Source organism: Caulobacter sp. GSs2, from assembly GCF_058680895.1.
Map to the genome: position 1 here is coordinate 2,852,237 of NZ_CM178725.1, position 14,336 is coordinate 2,866,572.

General features: G+C 65.9%; 18 protein-coding genes and 1 tRNA gene. 4 read left to right on the top strand and 15 right to left on the bottom strand.

Going from position 1 to position 14,336, the window contains the following annotated elements:
- Nucleotides 1–336: 336 nt before the first annotated feature.
- Entirely contained in the window at nt 337–1,026 is a 690-nt protein-coding gene (locus ACW17Z_RS13890) for a DUF6118 family protein (RefSeq protein ID WP_492056427.1), read from the bottom strand.
- 15 nt (nt 1,027–1,041) lie between these two features.
- A complete protein-coding gene (gene traA, locus ACW17Z_RS13895) occupies nt 1,042–3,900 on the bottom strand; it encodes a Ti-type conjugative transfer relaxase TraA (protein ID WP_492056428.1) in 2,859 nt (952 codons plus the stop codon).
- A gap of 171 nt (nt 3,901–4,071) precedes the next feature.
- Here traA and ACW17Z_RS13900 point away from each other — a divergent pair, with 171 nt between their 5' ends.
- Both ACW17Z_RS13900 and ACW17Z_RS13905 read left to right on the top strand, forming a co-directional pair.
- Nucleotides 4,072–4,338: a conjugal transfer protein TraD gene (locus ACW17Z_RS13900; RefSeq protein WP_492056429.1), complete on the top strand. Its 267-nt coding sequence runs from the start codon at nt 4,072–4,074 to the stop codon at nt 4,336–4,338.
- A gap of 76 nt (nt 4,339–4,414) precedes the next feature.
- Entirely contained in the window at nt 4,415–4,630 is a 216-nt protein-coding gene (locus tag ACW17Z_RS13905) for a conjugal transfer protein TraD (RefSeq protein ID WP_492056430.1), read from the top strand.
- Nucleotides 4,631–4,650: 20 nt separating this feature from the next.
- Here ACW17Z_RS13905 and ACW17Z_RS13910 read toward each other — a convergent pair whose 3' ends face one another.
- A complete protein-coding gene (locus ACW17Z_RS13910) occupies nt 4,651–5,082 on the bottom strand; it encodes a helix-turn-helix domain-containing protein (RefSeq protein WP_492058535.1) in 432 nt (143 codons plus the stop codon).
- Nucleotides 5,083–5,238: 156 nt separating this feature from the next.
- Between ACW17Z_RS13910 and ACW17Z_RS13915 the strand changes: the two genes are divergently transcribed.
- A complete protein-coding gene (locus ACW17Z_RS13915) occupies nt 5,239–5,487 on the top strand; it encodes a DUF7662 domain-containing protein (RefSeq protein WP_492056431.1) in 249 nt (82 codons plus the stop codon).
- Between the two features lie 290 nt (nt 5,488–5,777).
- Here the strand turns inward: ACW17Z_RS13915 and ACW17Z_RS13920 are convergent, their stop codons facing one another.
- The 4 genes from ACW17Z_RS13920 to ACW17Z_RS13935 are packed head-to-tail and all read right to left on the bottom strand — an operon-like array spanning nt 5,778 to nt 7,561.
- Nucleotides 5,778–6,272 carry a hypothetical protein gene (locus tag ACW17Z_RS13920; protein WP_492056432.1) on the bottom strand — a complete coding sequence of 165 codons (495 nt, stop codon included), beginning with the start codon at nt 6,270–6,272 and terminating at the stop codon, nt 5,778–5,780.
- A complete protein-coding gene (locus ACW17Z_RS13925; RefSeq protein ID WP_492056433.1) occupies nt 6,265–6,606 on the bottom strand; it encodes a sigma factor-like helix-turn-helix DNA-binding protein in 342 nt (113 codons plus the stop codon). Before ACW17Z_RS13925 ends, ACW17Z_RS13920 begins: the two co-directional genes overlap by 8 nt.
- Nucleotides 6,606–7,067, bottom strand: a complete 462-nt coding sequence (locus ACW17Z_RS13930; protein WP_492056434.1) for a hypothetical protein — start codon at nt 7,065–7,067, stop codon at nt 6,606–6,608. Before ACW17Z_RS13930 ends, ACW17Z_RS13925 begins: the two co-directional genes overlap by 1 nt.
- Nucleotides 7,064–7,561, bottom strand: a complete 498-nt coding sequence (locus ACW17Z_RS13935) for a hypothetical protein (RefSeq protein ID WP_492056435.1) — start codon at nt 7,559–7,561, stop codon at nt 7,064–7,066. The genes ACW17Z_RS13930 and ACW17Z_RS13935 overlap by 4 nt, the downstream gene beginning before the upstream one ends.
- A gap of 542 nt (nt 7,562–8,103) precedes the next feature.
- On the opposite strand from ACW17Z_RS13935, the gene ACW17Z_RS13940 reads away from it, so the two are divergent.
- Complete coding sequence (locus ACW17Z_RS13940) at nt 8,104–8,304, top strand: helix-turn-helix transcriptional regulator (protein ID WP_492056436.1); 201 nt, start codon at nt 8,104–8,106, stop codon at nt 8,302–8,304.
- 44 nt (nt 8,305–8,348) lie between these two features.
- Here the strand turns inward: ACW17Z_RS13940 and ACW17Z_RS13945 are convergent, their stop codons facing one another.
- From ACW17Z_RS13945 to ACW17Z_RS13980, 8 genes are all read right to left on the bottom strand, one after another.
- Complete coding sequence (locus ACW17Z_RS13945; RefSeq protein WP_492056437.1) at nt 8,349–8,939, bottom strand: PIN domain-containing protein; 591 nt, start codon at nt 8,937–8,939, stop codon at nt 8,349–8,351.
- Between the two features lie 3 nt (nt 8,940–8,942).
- Nucleotides 8,943–9,491: a helix-turn-helix domain-containing protein gene (locus ACW17Z_RS13950; protein WP_492056438.1), complete on the bottom strand. Its 549-nt coding sequence runs from the start codon at nt 9,489–9,491 to the stop codon at nt 8,943–8,945.
- 239 nt (nt 9,492–9,730) lie between these two features.
- Nucleotides 9,731–10,981 (bottom strand): tyrosine-type recombinase/integrase, encoded by a 1,251-nt coding sequence (locus tag ACW17Z_RS13955; RefSeq protein WP_492056439.1) that lies wholly within the window; start codon nt 10,979–10,981, stop codon nt 9,731–9,733.
- 207 nt (nt 10,982–11,188) lie between these two features.
- Nucleotides 11,189–11,278 (bottom strand) — tRNA-Ser (locus ACW17Z_RS13960).
- Nucleotides 11,279–11,414: 136 nt separating this feature from the next.
- Nucleotides 11,415–11,564 carry a hypothetical protein gene (locus ACW17Z_RS13965; RefSeq protein WP_492056440.1) on the bottom strand — a complete coding sequence of 50 codons (150 nt, stop codon included), beginning with the start codon at nt 11,562–11,564 and terminating at the stop codon, nt 11,415–11,417.
- An 8-nt stretch (nt 11,565–11,572) separates the two neighbouring features.
- Nucleotides 11,573–12,418, bottom strand: coding sequence for an MBL fold metallo-hydrolase (locus ACW17Z_RS13970; RefSeq protein WP_492056441.1), 846 nt, complete (start codon nt 12,416–12,418; stop codon nt 11,573–11,575).
- Nucleotides 12,419–12,531: 113 nt separating this feature from the next.
- A complete protein-coding gene (locus ACW17Z_RS13975) occupies nt 12,532–13,233 on the bottom strand; it encodes a hypothetical protein (protein ID WP_492056442.1) in 702 nt (233 codons plus the stop codon).
- Nucleotides 13,234–13,327: 94 nt separating this feature from the next.
- Nucleotides 13,328–14,311, bottom strand: a complete 984-nt coding sequence (locus tag ACW17Z_RS13980; protein WP_492058536.1) for an RluA family pseudouridine synthase — start codon at nt 14,309–14,311, stop codon at nt 13,328–13,330.
- Nucleotides 14,312–14,336: the final 25 nt, after the last annotated feature.

Below are 14,336 nucleotides of genomic sequence, written 5' to 3' on the forward strand. Positions count from 1 at the left end.
CAGGATTACGCGGTTCAGGTCGGGGGGGATCGTCGACCTTTGCGCCGGCTAATCTCCGCATATAGTGCCCAGAATAAAGCCAATGATCTCCGCAGATGGGCGGGCGGGCCTAGGCTTTCCAGCGTTAAAACTCGTCTGGCTGGCTGATCTGTTCCTTGGCGACCTCGCGAGCCATTTGACGACCGAGCGGCCGTGCTAGATGCATCACGACGGCATTCACGCGCTCCTGCGCCTTCGCGGCTTCCTGTTCGGTAGGAGGCGTCTCCTAGGCCGCTGCGGCTCGCGTATCTCCCGCGCCTCAACCTGGGCATTCGCGAGAAATGGAATTGCCGAACCTCAGATACCCAGCTGGATCAAACACCGCTGTGGACGTCTAGCTGGCCTCAAATCTCTCGCGCACTTGGCGAGCACGTCTCGGTTCTGCGCAACGATCGCAGCACCGTCGCGGCTATCCTGCCATTTCCGAGCATCGGCGGTCTCCAACAGCCGCTCACCAGCGGACCAGAGATCCCGGCGAAGCGTGCGTGCTGCCATCTTCTCGGGCCAGGCCCATTGATCGGGTGCAGCCCGAGCAACAACGCCAGGCAACCAACCGCCGAATAGTCCACCGGCTAACATTCCAACGAGCGCCATCTGGATGAGCCGGCGATTTTGGAGGCGCGCTAGCCGCGCGGTGGTGACCCAGCCGCGAAGATCGCCGGCTGCTCGTTGAAGCATCTCCTGGGCCTGATACAACGTCGCGCGGTCCTGCCGCCGGACATCATCACCGGCCGCCGTGATCTGACGTGCTATTTCAGCCGGGGCTAGAGCCAGCGCCGGACTGGTCGCCAGCTTCCCTATCCGCCCAACCGCGACCCTCACGCCTTGAGCGATCTCCCCGAGCGTCTCGCTGTAGTCTGGCGCCGACGCGCGTTCGGCGGCCAAACCACCCAACGCGACATTCAGCAACGCCACCTCCCGCCGCAGTGCCTCGAACGCCACCGCCGCCGGATCGGTGGGCGCTTCTGATCCGATGTCCTGATCCATCACGTCCTCCTGCTTTCAGATGCCAAGTCCTCGGCCGCGCCCGATGCCGAGGTAGTCCGAGAGTCCCTGGCCCACGCTCCGCCCCATCTCTGCGGGGAGCCCAAGCTCCGGCCGACGGGCGCGTAGCAGCGACTCCACCTGCGGGTCGCGCTCCAGGTTCTTGGCCATGGCGCCCATGCGGTCCTTGACCTGGCCGGCCCCCGTCATGTCGCCCGCGCGACGCAGTGCCGAGCGCTGCCGCTCCAGACCTTGCCAGCGCTCGACGAAGCGATCGGCGCGCAGACGCGGATCGGCGCGGACCTCCGCCTCAAGCTGAAGGACACGGATCGCCCGCTGGGTGCGACCAGAGGCGGTCTCGCCCGCCAAGGCCGGATCGCGGACATAGGCCCGCTCCAAATCCTGGGCGGCGTGTGGCCCGATCTTGCCCACGGCCTCGCGCGCCTGATCCAGCGCCTGCCGCTGATGAGCGAGGACCGGCAAGCCGCGGTCGTTCATCCGCATCACATCGGCCGTGGCGCGCGCATGGCGCTCGATCGCCCGGCGCTGCGCCAGCTGATCGTCATCCCGCGCCGGCGCCGCCGGCTGATGCGCCGGGCTGGCCGGCCGGAATCCAGCGAACATGCCGCGCTCGCGCTGCGGCGGCTCCTTGGGCCGCATCGACGGCGGCACATGAATGTCGCGCCGCTCGGCGAAGTCGCTGGCCATGTCCTTGGCCCGCTCGCGCGACAGCACGCGGGTCAGCTTGCCGAGATCCTCGAACTCGTCGCGGCCATAGTGCAGATGAACGCTGTCGCGGTGCCGCGACAGGGCGACATAGGCGCCGTGGCGATCCATGCCTGGCGTGGCCAGCACATGGGTCTGGTCGACGGTGACGCCCTGGCTCTTGTGGATGGTCGCCGCATAGCCGTGATCGACCTGGGCGTAATCCTTCAGGTCAAAGGCGACCGACCGCCCCGCGTCGAGACGGACGGTCATGTGAGTGCGCGACACCTGCTCGATCTCGCCCAACATGCCGTTCTTCACGCCGAGCCCGCGATCGTTCTTCAGGAACATCAGCCGATCGCCAGCCGCGAACTGCCGCTCGCCGCGCTCGGCCTTGACCGTCACGTCCTCGCCCAAAGCGCCGGCCTGACGCAGCCGCTCGCGCGCCGTCAGATTGAGGTCGCGGACCTCATCGTTGGTGTGGGTCAGGATGATCCGGCTCTTGCCTGGCTCGGCGATCCGATCGCGATCCCAACGCTCGACCAGATCCTCGCGTGCCTGGTCGCGCGTCTCGGCCGCATGGACCATGCCGCGCGCCTCGTAAGACGCCAGGGCCTCGCCGGTCCGGCCGGTGGCCAACTGCCGGGTGGCGTCGCGCTGCCAGTCCTCGTGTTGACGCCGAACCTGGGTGATCTCGACGTGGGAATGACGCTCGGCGATCGACCGGAACGCCGCGCCGGCCTCGATGGCTTGGAGCTGTTCGGGATCGCCGACCAGCACCACCTTGGCCCCGGCCTTTTCGGCGGCCGACAACAGCCGCTCCATCTGCCGTGAGCCGATCATCCCGGCCTCGTCGATGACCAGCACGTCGCGCGCGTCCAGCAGCTCGCGACCCTGCGCCCACTGATGTTCTAGGCTGGCGATGGTGCGCGACGCGATGCCTGATCCGCCCTCCAGGTTTTCGGCGGCGATGCCCGACAAGGCCAGGCCCTGGACGCGATAGCCAGCGTCCTCCCAGGCCTCTCGCGCCACGCCCAGCAGCGCCGACTTGCCCGTGCCGGCGTAGCCGACCACCACGCCCAGATCGCGCGTCGCGGTGACGTGCTCGAACGCCGTCTTCTGCTCGCCGGACAAGACCAAACCGCGTTGCTCGGCCCGCGCCAGAGCGCGGCGCTGGCCCAGTTCGCTGACCCGGTGCGCCCGACGCTCGGCCATCACGGCGCTGGCGCGATGCAAGCGGTCCTCGACCGCGATCATCTCGCGGCTGGTAAAGCGGTCCTGGCCGCGTCCGTCCTGGCCGAGAGCGACAAGTTCGGGCGAGGCCTGCACCGCGCCCATGGCGCGGTCGAACTGCTCCTTCCCATCCGAATGGCGGTGAATGAACATCGCCAGATCGCGCTGGGTGAAGGTCGCTTGCTGCTTGGTGATGGCGTCCAGGGCAATGCGCGGATCGGCGATGATCCGCTCGCCATTGGCCCGCGCGATCTCGTGGTGCTCGTCGAGACGATCCGCCTCCAGGCCCTCGTCGGCTCGACGCCCAGCGGCGGGGCCGATCTTGTGCTGCGGCTCAAGGTCGATGCCCTGGCTTTCCAGGCTGCGATGATCGATCCGCGCGTCGATGTCGAGCTCAGCCAAACGCGCGTTGACGTGATCGGCCCAGGCCTCGCGCCAATGCTCGACCAGTTCCGTGCGGTTCCAGTCGCGGACCTTGGCGCCGAAGCCATCTTCGCCAACCTCACGCATCGACAACATGACGTGGGCGTGGGGCTTGGCCAGGCGATCGGGGCCAATGTCCCAATGCACGTTGAGATCGGCGACCATGCCGCGATCGACCATCTCGCGCTGGACGAAGTCGCGGGCCAGTTCGATCCCTTGCGCCTGGTCCATCTCGCGCGGGATGGCGAACTCGACCTCGCGGGAGAGCTGGGCGTCCTTGCGCTTTTCGCCAGCCTCGACCGCGTTCCACAGCGTCGCCCGGTCGGTCAGATGCTCGGGCGCGCCGTCCGGCAGCATGACCTCGGAATGGACGACGCCGCTCTTGTTGGTGAAGTCGTGGTCGCGATCCAGCCGCTCGTCGTGCAGCCGCGAGGCCGAGCGATAGGCGGCCGAGGCCACGGCGCTGGCCCCGGTGGCGCGGCTGATGACTTTGACGGAGAAGTGGTAGATCGCCATGGCGACAGACCACCTACTACTCTGAGCGCACGTCGGCACGACGTATAAGCGCGCCCTCCAAGATTAAAATCTCGGGAGGGACCGGACCGTCCCAGTGTGTTTCGGCGACCTTAGAGCATTCCGAGACCCGCTGTTTTATCCTGAGCGCATCCCGCCATCATGGAGACTGCGATGCGCAAACCTCGGGACTTTGATGCTGAGCTAAAGACGCTGGAGGACAAGGCCAGGACGTTAAAGGAGCGGAAGATCAAACAGCTCGGCGAACTGGTGATCGCCACCGGGGCCGACGCGCTGGATGTCGAGACCTTGGCGGGCGGCCTGCTCGGTCTGGTCGAAGCTGGCGACGCGGCCCGCAAGGAAGGCTGGCGCAAACGGGGCGTGGGATTCTTTCGCAGCGGGAAGGCAGAATCTCCGCACGTTGTTGGCGGCGACCAATGACGCGGTCCGGCGAACCACGGCGGCGCGACACAGGCTTGAGGCGCGGCGGGCCAGAACGGACACGCGGGCCTGGGTGATGCAGCGGCGCGAGCGGACCCATCACCTGATCGAACTGGGCGGCCTAGTGCAGAAGGCCGGACTCGTCGAACTGACCGGCGATGATCGCGCCGCGCTCTACGGCGCATTCCTGACCCTGGCGATGATGCTCCGGGGCGAAGATCGCGAACACACGCTCGCCCTCTGGCGGCGCGGCGGGAAGCGGGCGTTTGAGAACGACAATACGCCTGATTGACCGCCGAGCCTCGTCAGTCCCTACGACGACTTTTGCTGACCCTCGTCGTCCGCCATTGCGCGAACCAGGTCGAGGATCTGTCGGCGAACACGACCCTTTCCAATCTTCGGGAAGATCGCAGCCAGTTCCAAACCCTCGGGCGTATTCAGAAAGTCCGTGATGACCCGATTGGCGGCCTCCCCGACATCGTCGCCCTCGGCGGTGACAGGGTCGGCGAGGCCGTCGAAGAAGTATGACACCGGGACCTGAAGTGTCTTGGCGATCTCGTACAGCTTGGACGCGCTGACCCGATTGGCGCCGCGCTCGTACTTCTGCACCTGCTGAAAGGTGAGGCCCAGCGCATCGGCGAGCCCCTCCTGGCTGATGCCCAACATCTTGCGACGCATCCGCACGCGACCTCCGACGTGGAGGTCAACGACATTGGGTGTGCGGGCTTCAGGGGCATCGGTCACGAAAATCTCCATCGCATCGGTTGGTCGGCGGACCACCAACCGGAAAAGTTCTTGGCGGCGCAAGAAGGCCTTGCGCGGGGGCATTTCAAGGTCGTTCTCCAGTTACGCTAGCGCCCCTGGATTCGACGCATTCGGATCAATCAGCCATGCTGAGGGATGCCCAAGTACGATCCCCTGTCGGGTCATCTACGTCGCCAGCGTCAAGACGAACTCGAACTGACCTTCGTGGAGATCGAGCGCATCCTCGGCGCCATGCTCCCCAAGAGCGCGGCTCTGCCTCAGTGGTGGTCGAACGTCACCGACCCAAAGACAACCCACGTGCAGCGCAAGGCCTGGAGCGATGCCGGCTATGACGCCTTTCTGCTGACCGGTAAGGACCGCGTGCGCTTCAAACGGACCCGCTGAGGCGGCCACTGGGCCAGGCCTGTCCGACCGACCACCGAACTTAAAGCCGCCCCCGACCTTCGCTCGGAGACAAGACGCCCTGGAGCGCTTGGTGGAACAAGGGCCGGACGGGCTGGCGCGGGTCAAGGGTGCGCCCTGCGGGCGCATCGCGGAGCGACGGCGAAGCCGCCCTTGACCCGCACCATCCCGCCCGGCAGAGGCTCTCCAAGCGCTCCAGGGCGAGCACCGACCGTTCCGGTCCTGGCTCCCGCAGGTTGGGATAGGAAAGGCGGTTGCTGTGGGTGGCGCGGCTAGCGCTTGCAAACGGGCGCCCCGCAGTTCGGACAGCGCGCGGTGCGCAGCTCGTCCATCGTCGCCTTGAAGAGGTCGTACCCGTCGCCCTGCTGATGGGCCATGACCTGTAGCGCCACTTCCAGCTTGGCGACGACACCGTGCAGGTCGCGCGCGCGAACCTTGGGCAGGGCTTCGAGCCATGCCTCGCGTTGGTCGAACAGCGGCTTTAACTGCTCGTCGATGGCGTCCATCTCTTCGGAGGGCAACAATTCCCCACGCTCCTCGGGCGTCATCCGCTCCCATCGCTTCTGACGCACGAGGATTGTCTCCAGATCCGACCAGCGCAGACCCAGACGGTCGATCTCCGCGTCGAGCGCCAGCCACTCGACGCATCGGGCAACGGCCGCGTCCGGGACTGCGGCGCCACCGGCCCCGGCCACCATCGGCGCGGCGCTGGCGGCGCCTATGACGACGCGCCGGGAAACGGCGAACGGCTCCTTGTCGTCAGACATCGGGATGCTCCGCATTGGACGGGTTGATGGGCTTAGGCCGGACGCGCTCGATCAGATCGACCGTGCGGGAAATCTCGCAGAGCGCGTCGGCCAGGCGCGCCTGAACGTTGTCAATGGAGAGCCCCAGAGGGCGAGCGATCAGCGCGTAGTCGAGCGCCTCAATCTGATTGATCAGGAAGACGTCCCGCGTCTCCCGCCGAAGGCGGAGCACGGCGTAGGACATGACTTGCTGGGCGTTGTGCGGATCGAAGACACGGCCGCGCCAGAGATCAGGATGTCGCCACCGCCACCACTGGCTGACCACGAGCGGCCAAGGCCTGCGGAGGGGCGCCATCACGCGGCGCCTTCATGATCGGAAGCTTCGCGCCTGGCGGCCTCGACAACGGCATTGATCAGATCGCGAACCGTCGTGCAGGCCTGCGACCAGCAGACCGATGCGATGGTCTCCGGCGGCATCCGCGAGATGGCGTGGACTTGATAATAGGGGCCGAGAAGCGCGGCCAATTTTGGAAGGGCCGCTGGGGCACCGTTGAACCCCGCGCGCCGCGCGAACCTCAACGCCTTGCTCAGGTCGTGGCGGAGATAGACGCGGTTCCAGTCGTCGCTGATCCCTCGGTGCAGCAGGTGCGCCTTCAGCGCCAGTTCGATCGCGATGGCCAGGAAGTAGCGGGTTGCCTCGGGATGTCGCGGCAGCGCCGCCTCGGCCGCTTCGTGGAAGCCGGCCGCGTTACGGCGGAACGTCGCCGCCAGCGGGCGGTCAGCGCCGTCGTGTCGCCGGGCAACCCGGAGGGTCACTTGCCACCGGAGGAGAAAGCCGTGAGGTCGCGGACCGCGCGGGTGATCAGGCCATGGGCTTCGGGATGGTCTTCTGCGAAGATTAGGCGGGCCGCCACCGACAAGTTGGCGACAACCGCCTCGACGCTCTTTGCAGGCTTCGGCCGCATGGCCTTCAGGAGGGCGTGCCCCTCGATCTCCAGCACGTCGAGCCGAGCATCGATTTCGGCAAGCCTGGCGCCTTCGGGGATCGCTGCTCGCTGGTTCGGTAACAGCTGATACCAGTTGTGCTTGGTCATCAGCCGGCCTTCGAGCGTGCCCCACTCTAACTGGAGACGCCGTTGTTCGGCGTCGATGGCGAGCCAGCGGTGGCAGATGGCGACTGACGGGTCAGTATCAGCTGCGATCGTGCCCCCAGCCACAAAGGGTGCTGCGGAGCCGACAGCGAGCACAGCGCGCCGTGATAGCTGCGGCGCGCGCACGTCCGCACTCTCCGCCTTGCGGCGCGAGTCCATGGCCTGAACCTTTCTGTTCACGTAAGAACAGTGTCGTACCACGTCATAACGCACCGAAGCAACAGAAAATGTTCTCTTCGGAACATGAAATGTTCTATATGCTCCTCACCGCTTCGCAGATCAGGGCCGCGCGCGCTCTCCTGGAATGGTCCCAGCCTCAGCTCGCTGAAGCTGCTGGTCTCTCCATGATGAGTATCCGACGTATGGAGGGGCCATCTGGACCCGGCCAACGATCCGCCGGCAACGTGGAGGCCGTGAGAAAGGCCCTGGACGACGCTGGTGTAATATTCATTTCGGCAGACGACGCGGCTGGTCCAGGCGTGCGGCTGAAGAAGTAACGCGCGCGCCGCAGCGGACCGCCGCCAACATCATCAGAGCGCTACCACCGGCCGGGCGTGTTGAGCCTACGCTAGAGGGCGCCTAGAGCCTGTCTTAGTACGCTTCCGTACCCTTTGGCCCCGCGAGGCCTTGCGGCCGCCGCTCACCGATCCAATTCTGGCTCATCGAATGCCTTGAGATCCCAGTCTGTGGAGCTTGCAACGATGGCCGACCTCGACCGCATAGTCCGCCTCAAGACCGTGCTTGCGCGCACGGGTCTTAGCCGATCGACCCTCTATCGGAAGATCAGTGAAGGCTCGTTCCCCAAACAGGTTGCGATCAGCGCTCATGGCGCGGGGTGGCGGGAGTCGTCGATCAATCGCTGGATCTCTGACCCATCTGGATATCGACACGAGGCTAGCTAGGCCTTCACCTTCCCGCAGCGCGGAATGACTCGACGAGGCCGCAGCTATAGCGAGGCAACATGGGGTCGAAGGACATCGACGGTTTCGGTCAGGCCCTCGGCTTCCATGTCGAGGAGCAAGACCTCGGCGGTCTTCTCGGGTCGCTTGAAGCGCTCGCGCATCGTACGCACTGCGGCCACGGCGCGACCGGGATCAAGCGCGATCGTATCGGCGATAAAATCGTCGGCTGAGCGCGCCTCAAGATTCAATGGCCCCAGAATGTCGGCCGGAAAGTCTTTCAGGTTATCGGTGACGATGATCGCCGCGCGCGTCTTCAGCGCGGCGGCAAGAACATGGGCGTCGCCGGGGTCGGGCAGGGTATCACAGGCGCAAAGCATGCTCTGGTAGTCACCGACGTCGGCTTCCTCGAATGCAATCTCCATCGCGCCGCGCGCGCGGCGCGCGCGCTCCGCCGCGTCCGCCACGCCTCGGCCGACGAGAATGCGTTCGATCGCTCTTTCCGTTTCGTCGAGAATGGCCTGCGACCAGCGCAGCCGAAAGAAGTCCGCTTCGGCAAGTGTCAGAAGCAGATTCCGCTTTAGCGTGCCTGCCAAACAGCAGGCGTCTACGAGTGCGGTGAAGCGGTTGGCGAACACGGACTACAGAAGCTCCGCATCCAGGGCAGCCAGCTCCGAAAGCGCGGCGGCTCGTTTTCCGTCGCGCCCTTGCTTGTAGTCGAAGAGATGCTCAGCCTTGATCCGGCGATGCCGTCCAACGAGGGAATGGGCGATCTCGCCCTTGTCTAGGAGGCCGACAAGGTAAGGGCGCGACACATTCAAGATGTCAGCGGCTTGTTGCGTCGTCAGCATTTGGCTGACGGGCACGAGCGTCACCGCATCGCCACGCCCGACGTGACGAAGCACCTCCATCAGCAGGCGCGAAAGCGCCGGAGTGAGCACGACCTCAGAGGTCGTCTTATCTTCTTGGAGAAGACGTAGCGTGGATTCGGCTTCGCCGGTCGCTTGCGCCGCCAGGATCTTGCGAAGTTGGTTGGCGGCGGCGCGCTCATCGGCAGACGGAAGCCTATCGCCAAGCTCCTTGGCGAATGCAGGCATAGTCATTTTGGTGCTCCCGGTTGAGGACGGGTTGTACCCCTTAATCGAATTAAACGCAATAAACGAAACGAACGAAAGCGGGTCGAGATCCATCCCGATCTATGAGGCAGACCCTGCTCGCCGCTTGCGGCGGCGGTCCGCCAGAAGTTGGCGTTTTCGAGTGGATCGCCGCACAGGTAGGGGGCAGCGTGTCATTGCCATTTATGAAAAGCGATGCGGCGCGCGGCCTTTCACAAGGTGCATAGCGATAACCCCACCTTTCACTAGATCGCTTGTGGTTCGCGGATCCCGGATACGCCTTTAGTAAGCGTGTGACGAACAGCCGGAGCTGATCAGGCGGAGTGGGTTTGAGGCACACTTTGTGCGCCTGGGGCAGGCTTCGCCGCCCGCTGTGCGCGCCCAGCGGCGACGGCCCAGTCGTCCATCAGCAGTTTGCGCTTTTCGAATAGGTCGCCGCGCCGGTAAGCGGCTTCGACCTTGTTCCCGATCGTGTGGGCGAGGGCCATCTCGACAATCTCGCTTCGATACTCGGTGGTCTCGGCGGCCCAATCGCGAAAGGTGCTACGAAAGCCATGGGCGGTGAGGTCTTCGCGCTTCATTCGCTTCAGCACCGCCAGCATCGCCATGTTGCTAAGCTTCTTGCCAAACAGCGTGCCCCAGAAGAGGGGGCCGACGGGTGGTATATCGTCTGGAATAGGCTGCCTTTTGGATTCGAGAACGCGCCGGATCACGGCGGCGTAGTCCGCCTTCCGCCCTTCAAGGATCTCTATCAAGGGCGCCGTGAGTGGAACGCGGTGTTCCTTGCGCCCCTTCATTCGGTCGGCCGGGATAATCCAGACGCGGCCGGCGAGATCAATCTCGTTCCATTCGGCGCCGATGACCTCTCCGGTGCGGGCGGCTGTGAGGATCGTGAATTCAAGAGCCCGCGCCCCGGCGCCGGGTTGGTCCTTCAGCGCAGCCATGAATGCGCTCAACTCGGCGTAGGGCAGGGCGGCGTGATGCTCGACCTTATGGACGCGCGACTTCGCCGGCAGCAGCTTTTCAAGGTGCCCCTTCCAGCGCGCCGGGTTCTCGCCTTCGCGCAGCCCTCTGGCGGTCGCCCAATCGAGCACCGCCTCGACGCGGCCTCGCACCCGGCTGGCGGTCTCGGGTTTGGTGGACCAGATCGGCTCCAAGACAGCCAGGACCATGCCGGTGTCGATATCCGAGACGCCGCGACTTCCGAAAATCGGATCGGCGTAGGTCGTCAGCGTGCTCTCCCATTGCTGGGCGTGCTTCTCGTTGCGCCAACCGGCCTTGTTCGCGCGGATATAGGCGGACGCCGCCTGCTTGAACGTGAAGCCCTTGGCGGCTTCCAACGTGGAGCGTGTGCGAGCCAGTTGACGTTGCTCAATCGGGTCGATGCCGTCGAACTTCAGGCGGCGGGCGTCGCGCGCCATTGCGCGCGCTTCCGACAAGCTGATCGTATGGGCCGGACCTAGCCCCATCTCGCGGGCGCGGCCCTGGAGCATGTAGCGATAGACCCAGGACTTACCGCCGCCCTTCTGGACCATCAGATAGAGGCCGCCACCGTCCGGGTGCATTCCCGGCCGTGTCGTCCTTTTGACCTGCAGCGCCGTTAGGCGTTCCCAAAGTCGGGCCATTTTGTCCCACACTTCGTCCCACAAATGAGACTCGGAGCGTGTTGGATCGCGTGAGACGTGTCGAAACACGTTTTCGCGATTATCCCTTATGGTTCAGGGATTTGCGGGACGCCCGGGGGCGTTCTGGCACTGACTGGGATGGGGTGGTGGCGGAGAGGGTGGGATTCGAACCCACGGTGCCCTTCCAGGCACGCCGCATTTCGAGTGCGGTACATTCGACCACTCTGCCACCTCTCCAGGCGCCGTTTGTGAGCCCTTTTTGAGAGGGCCCGAGGTCGAGGGCGCGATACCTAGCGGTGTCGTCGCGGGAACGCAAGTCCCTGTCGCAGGCTTTCTCTCGCGGTCACGCCCTGGGGTGCAAAACCATCTGGGTTCAGCGGAAAAGCGCGATGGTCTTGTCCGTCGCTTCAGCGGTGACTGGCGCGTCCCAGACCGGGGTCTGACGACCGCCATGGGCCAGGCGGGCTTCGCGCGGAACATCGCGTTTGCGAACCGTTTGGCTGGCGATCCAGGCCCGACGCAAGGTCGTTTCTAAAAGGAACTGATATCGGTCGGCGGGAAGCGGCGGCCGTCTTCGCCCTCTGGCGGCAGCTTGCCGGAGCGGATCGCCACGCGCAGGGCCTGGGCGGGATAGGGCGCCGGCGCCAGGGCCGCGTCGGCGGCGCCGCGCAAGGCCGTGAAGGCGGCCATGTCGATGCCGTCCTGGAGTTGGACATTGTCGGCCCGCTGCTGGGCTACGGTGGTTGCGGCCCGGCCGGCGGCGTCTTCCCAGCCCGCCAGCAGGCGGGTGTCGTCTGGCAGCGAGAGAAAGCGGCGGGCGGCGGCGTACAGACCCTCGGCGTCGGCGCCGGGCAGGTCGCAGCGGCCCGAGCCCAGGTCAGGGGCGAGCAGGGCGTCGCCCGTGAAGACCACGTCGCCGATCTGATAGGCCACGGCGCCGGGCAGGCGACCGGTGACGGTGTGGGCGGTGATTTCCAGCCCGCCCATCGGCATGACTTCGCCGTCCTGGGCCAGCTTGTCGAAGTCCCAGCCTTCGAGGTCGACGCCGTCCTCGCCCATGGCCGGAGCCAGGCGCTTGAGGCTCTCGATCACCCCGGCTCCGATACAGATCGATGCGCCGGTTTCATATTTCAGATGGCCGGCCGCCGACAGGTGGGTGGCGTGCAGGCCGGTTTCCAGGATCCAGGTCGGGCCCATGTCGCGGGCGCGGATTTCCGCGATGATCCCATCGACGAAACGGGTGTCGGTGGCCTGCGTCTCGGGATCGAAATCCAGAACGGGATCGACGATCGCGCACAGCAATGTGGCTGGATCTACGACAAGATAAGTCACCGTACCCGTGGCGGGGTGATGGTGGGCGATGATTTCCGGCTGCATGCGAACGCCTGATAGATCCCGATAGGCAACCATGGCGCTAAGCTATTAAACATCCGCGAACGACGGGCGTTCGCAAGAAGATCGTTTCGGTGGGCCTGGGCGGGGTGAACGGCTCAGCGCGATCCGTCGGGCGCGCAGGGACTGGCCTGGCCCCGCATCTGACCCCGCATCTGGGTTGCCCAAAGCGGCTCTACATAACGATCTCCGGCGCGAAACGCCGGAGCGCAGCCATCGGGTGGGCTGCGGCGGTCGCCGCCGACGGCCAGGGAAACGGCCAGAGACTGCTGCTTTCCGCCGCGGCCCCAATAGCCTGGCCGGCCCAGGCCGACGCTGTCGCCGTTCCAGCCGCCCCGGTCATGGCCGCCATAGCCATAGTCGTCATAGGGATGGAAGACGGCGTTGTTGCCGTGATCGGTCTGGGAATAGGCCAGGCCCAGGGTCGAGGTTTCGCCGATCGGGATCAGGGTCGAGACATAGGCGCTGCGATAGCCGCCGGTGCCCACGGTGACGCCGGCCGAGCCGTGGATCTTGCGTGTGGTCTCTTCGTCGCTCCGTCCAAGCCCGACCAGGCCGTCGCGGCCTTCGAGCGCCGGGGAGGTCGCCAGGAACTCGGCGATCTGCTCGTCGGTAGTCAGGATGCGGGGCGGGGGCGCGATGACGGCGGGCGCGTTCTGGGCCTCTGCCGCTGTTCTGGCGTCGAGGCGGTGGGCGGCGGTCGAGACGACTTCGTCTTCGCCGGCGACCGTCTGGGCCAGGGCGGGTCCGGCTAGGGCAAGGCCGGCCAGCAGAACGAGCAGGGGTCGCATCGAGGTCATGAGGCCTTCCGGAAAGCGGCGGTCTGTAGGCTGTAGGCCGCTCCGTCAGCGGAATTAGGGCGGGTTTGTAACGCGACCGCAAGGGACGGTTGTCTCAGAGCGCCTTGAGGCCCGCTTCGAGAGCCGCCATGTCGGCGGGCAGGGCGGTCTCGAAGCGCAGGGTCTCGCCGGTGATCGGATGGACAAATCCCAGCACGGCGGCGTGCAGGGCCTGGCGCTGGAAACCGATCTCTTCGATCACGGCCTTCACGCCGGCCGCGGGCGGCCCGCCGCCATAGACCGGGTCGCCAAGACAGGGCGCGACCTTGCTGGCCAGATGGACGCGGATCTGGTGGGTGCGGCCGGTCTCCAGCCGGCAGGCCACGCGCGCCGCCACCGGCTTGTCGGCCGGGCCAAAGGCTTCCTCGACGCGATAGTGGGTGATGGCCTCGCGGCCACCGCTCTTGAGGATCGCCATCTTCTTGCGGTCGTGCGGCGAGCGACCCAGCTGGGTCTGGATCGTGCCGTGGGCCGGATAGGGGGCGCCGCGGGTCAGGGCGATATAGAGACGATCGATGTCGTGGGTGGAAAACAGCGCCGACAGGCCCTGGTGAGCGGCGTCGGTCTTGGCCGCGACCATGACGCCGGAGGTTTCCTTGTCCAGGCGGTGCACAATGCCGGGCCGCGCGACCCCGCCGACGCCCGACAGGCTGCCGCGGCAATGGTGCAGCAGGGCGTGGACCAGGGTGCCGGTGTAGTTGCCGGGGGCCGGGTGGGCGGCCATGCCGGCCGGCTTGTCGACGACGATCAGGTGGGCGTCCTCGTAGAGGACGCTCAACGGAATGTCCTCTGGCGAGGGTTCGGCGGCGATTGGGGCCGGGATCTGCAGTTGATACAGGCCAGGGCGGGCCTTTTGCGAGCCGTCGGTCACCACCCGGCCCTCCAGGCTGAGCCGGCCGTCGGCGATCAGGGCCTGCAGGCGCGCGCGCGACAGGCTCTCGAATCGCGTCGCCAGAATCTTGTCCAGGCGTTCCCCAGCGTCATCCGCCGTGAGCGCAACCTCAAGCCTGGCCTCAGTTTGTGGCGCCTGGGCCTCTATCTCGATGTCGTCTGTATCGTCGTCC

What these genes read in the sequence shown, in the direction of transcription:
- ACW17Z_RS13900 (WP_492056429.1), top strand. Translation starts at nt 4,072, where the DNA reads ATGCGCAAACCTCGGGACTTTGATGCTGAGCTAAAGACGCTGGAGGAC.
- ACW17Z_RS13975 (WP_492056442.1), bottom strand. Translation starts at nt 13,233, where the DNA reads ATGACCTCGATGCGACCCCTGCTCGTTCTGCTGGCCGGCCTTGCCCTA.
- ACW17Z_RS13920 (WP_492056432.1), bottom strand. Translation starts at nt 6,272, where the DNA reads ATGTCTGACGACAAGGAGCCGTTCGCCGTTTCCCGGCGCGTCGTCATA.
- ACW17Z_RS13915 (WP_492056431.1), top strand. Translation starts at nt 5,239, where the DNA reads ATGCCCAAGTACGATCCCCTGTCGGGTCATCTACGTCGCCAGCGTCAA.
- traA (WP_492056428.1), bottom strand. Translation starts at nt 3,900, where the DNA reads ATGGCGATCTACCACTTCTCCGTCAAAGTCATCAGCCGCGCCACCGGG.
- ACW17Z_RS13925 (WP_492056433.1), bottom strand. Translation starts at nt 6,606, where the DNA reads ATGGCGCCCCTCCGCAGGCCTTGGCCGCTCGTGGTCAGCCAGTGGTGG.
- ACW17Z_RS13950 (WP_492056438.1), bottom strand. Translation starts at nt 9,491, where the DNA reads ATGGATCTCGACCCGCTTTCGTTCGTTTCGTTTATTGCGTTTAATTCG.
- ACW17Z_RS13955 (WP_492056439.1), bottom strand. Translation starts at nt 10,981, where the DNA reads ATGCACCCGGACGGTGGCGGCCTCTATCTGATGGTCCAGAAGGGCGGC.
- ACW17Z_RS13935 (WP_492056435.1), bottom strand. Translation starts at nt 7,561, where the DNA reads ATGGACTCGCGCCGCAAGGCGGAGAGTGCGGACGTGCGCGCGCCGCAG.
- ACW17Z_RS13890 (WP_492056427.1), bottom strand. Translation starts at nt 1,026, where the DNA reads ATGGATCAGGACATCGGATCAGAAGCGCCCACCGATCCGGCGGCGGTG.
- ACW17Z_RS13940 (WP_492056436.1), top strand. Translation starts at nt 8,104, where the DNA reads ATGGCCGACCTCGACCGCATAGTCCGCCTCAAGACCGTGCTTGCGCGC.
- ACW17Z_RS13970 (WP_492056441.1), bottom strand. Translation starts at nt 12,418, where the DNA reads ATGCAGCCGGAAATCATCGCCCACCATCACCCCGCCACGGGTACGGTG.
- ACW17Z_RS13905 (WP_492056430.1), top strand. Translation starts at nt 4,415, where the DNA reads ATGCAGCGGCGCGAGCGGACCCATCACCTGATCGAACTGGGCGGCCTA.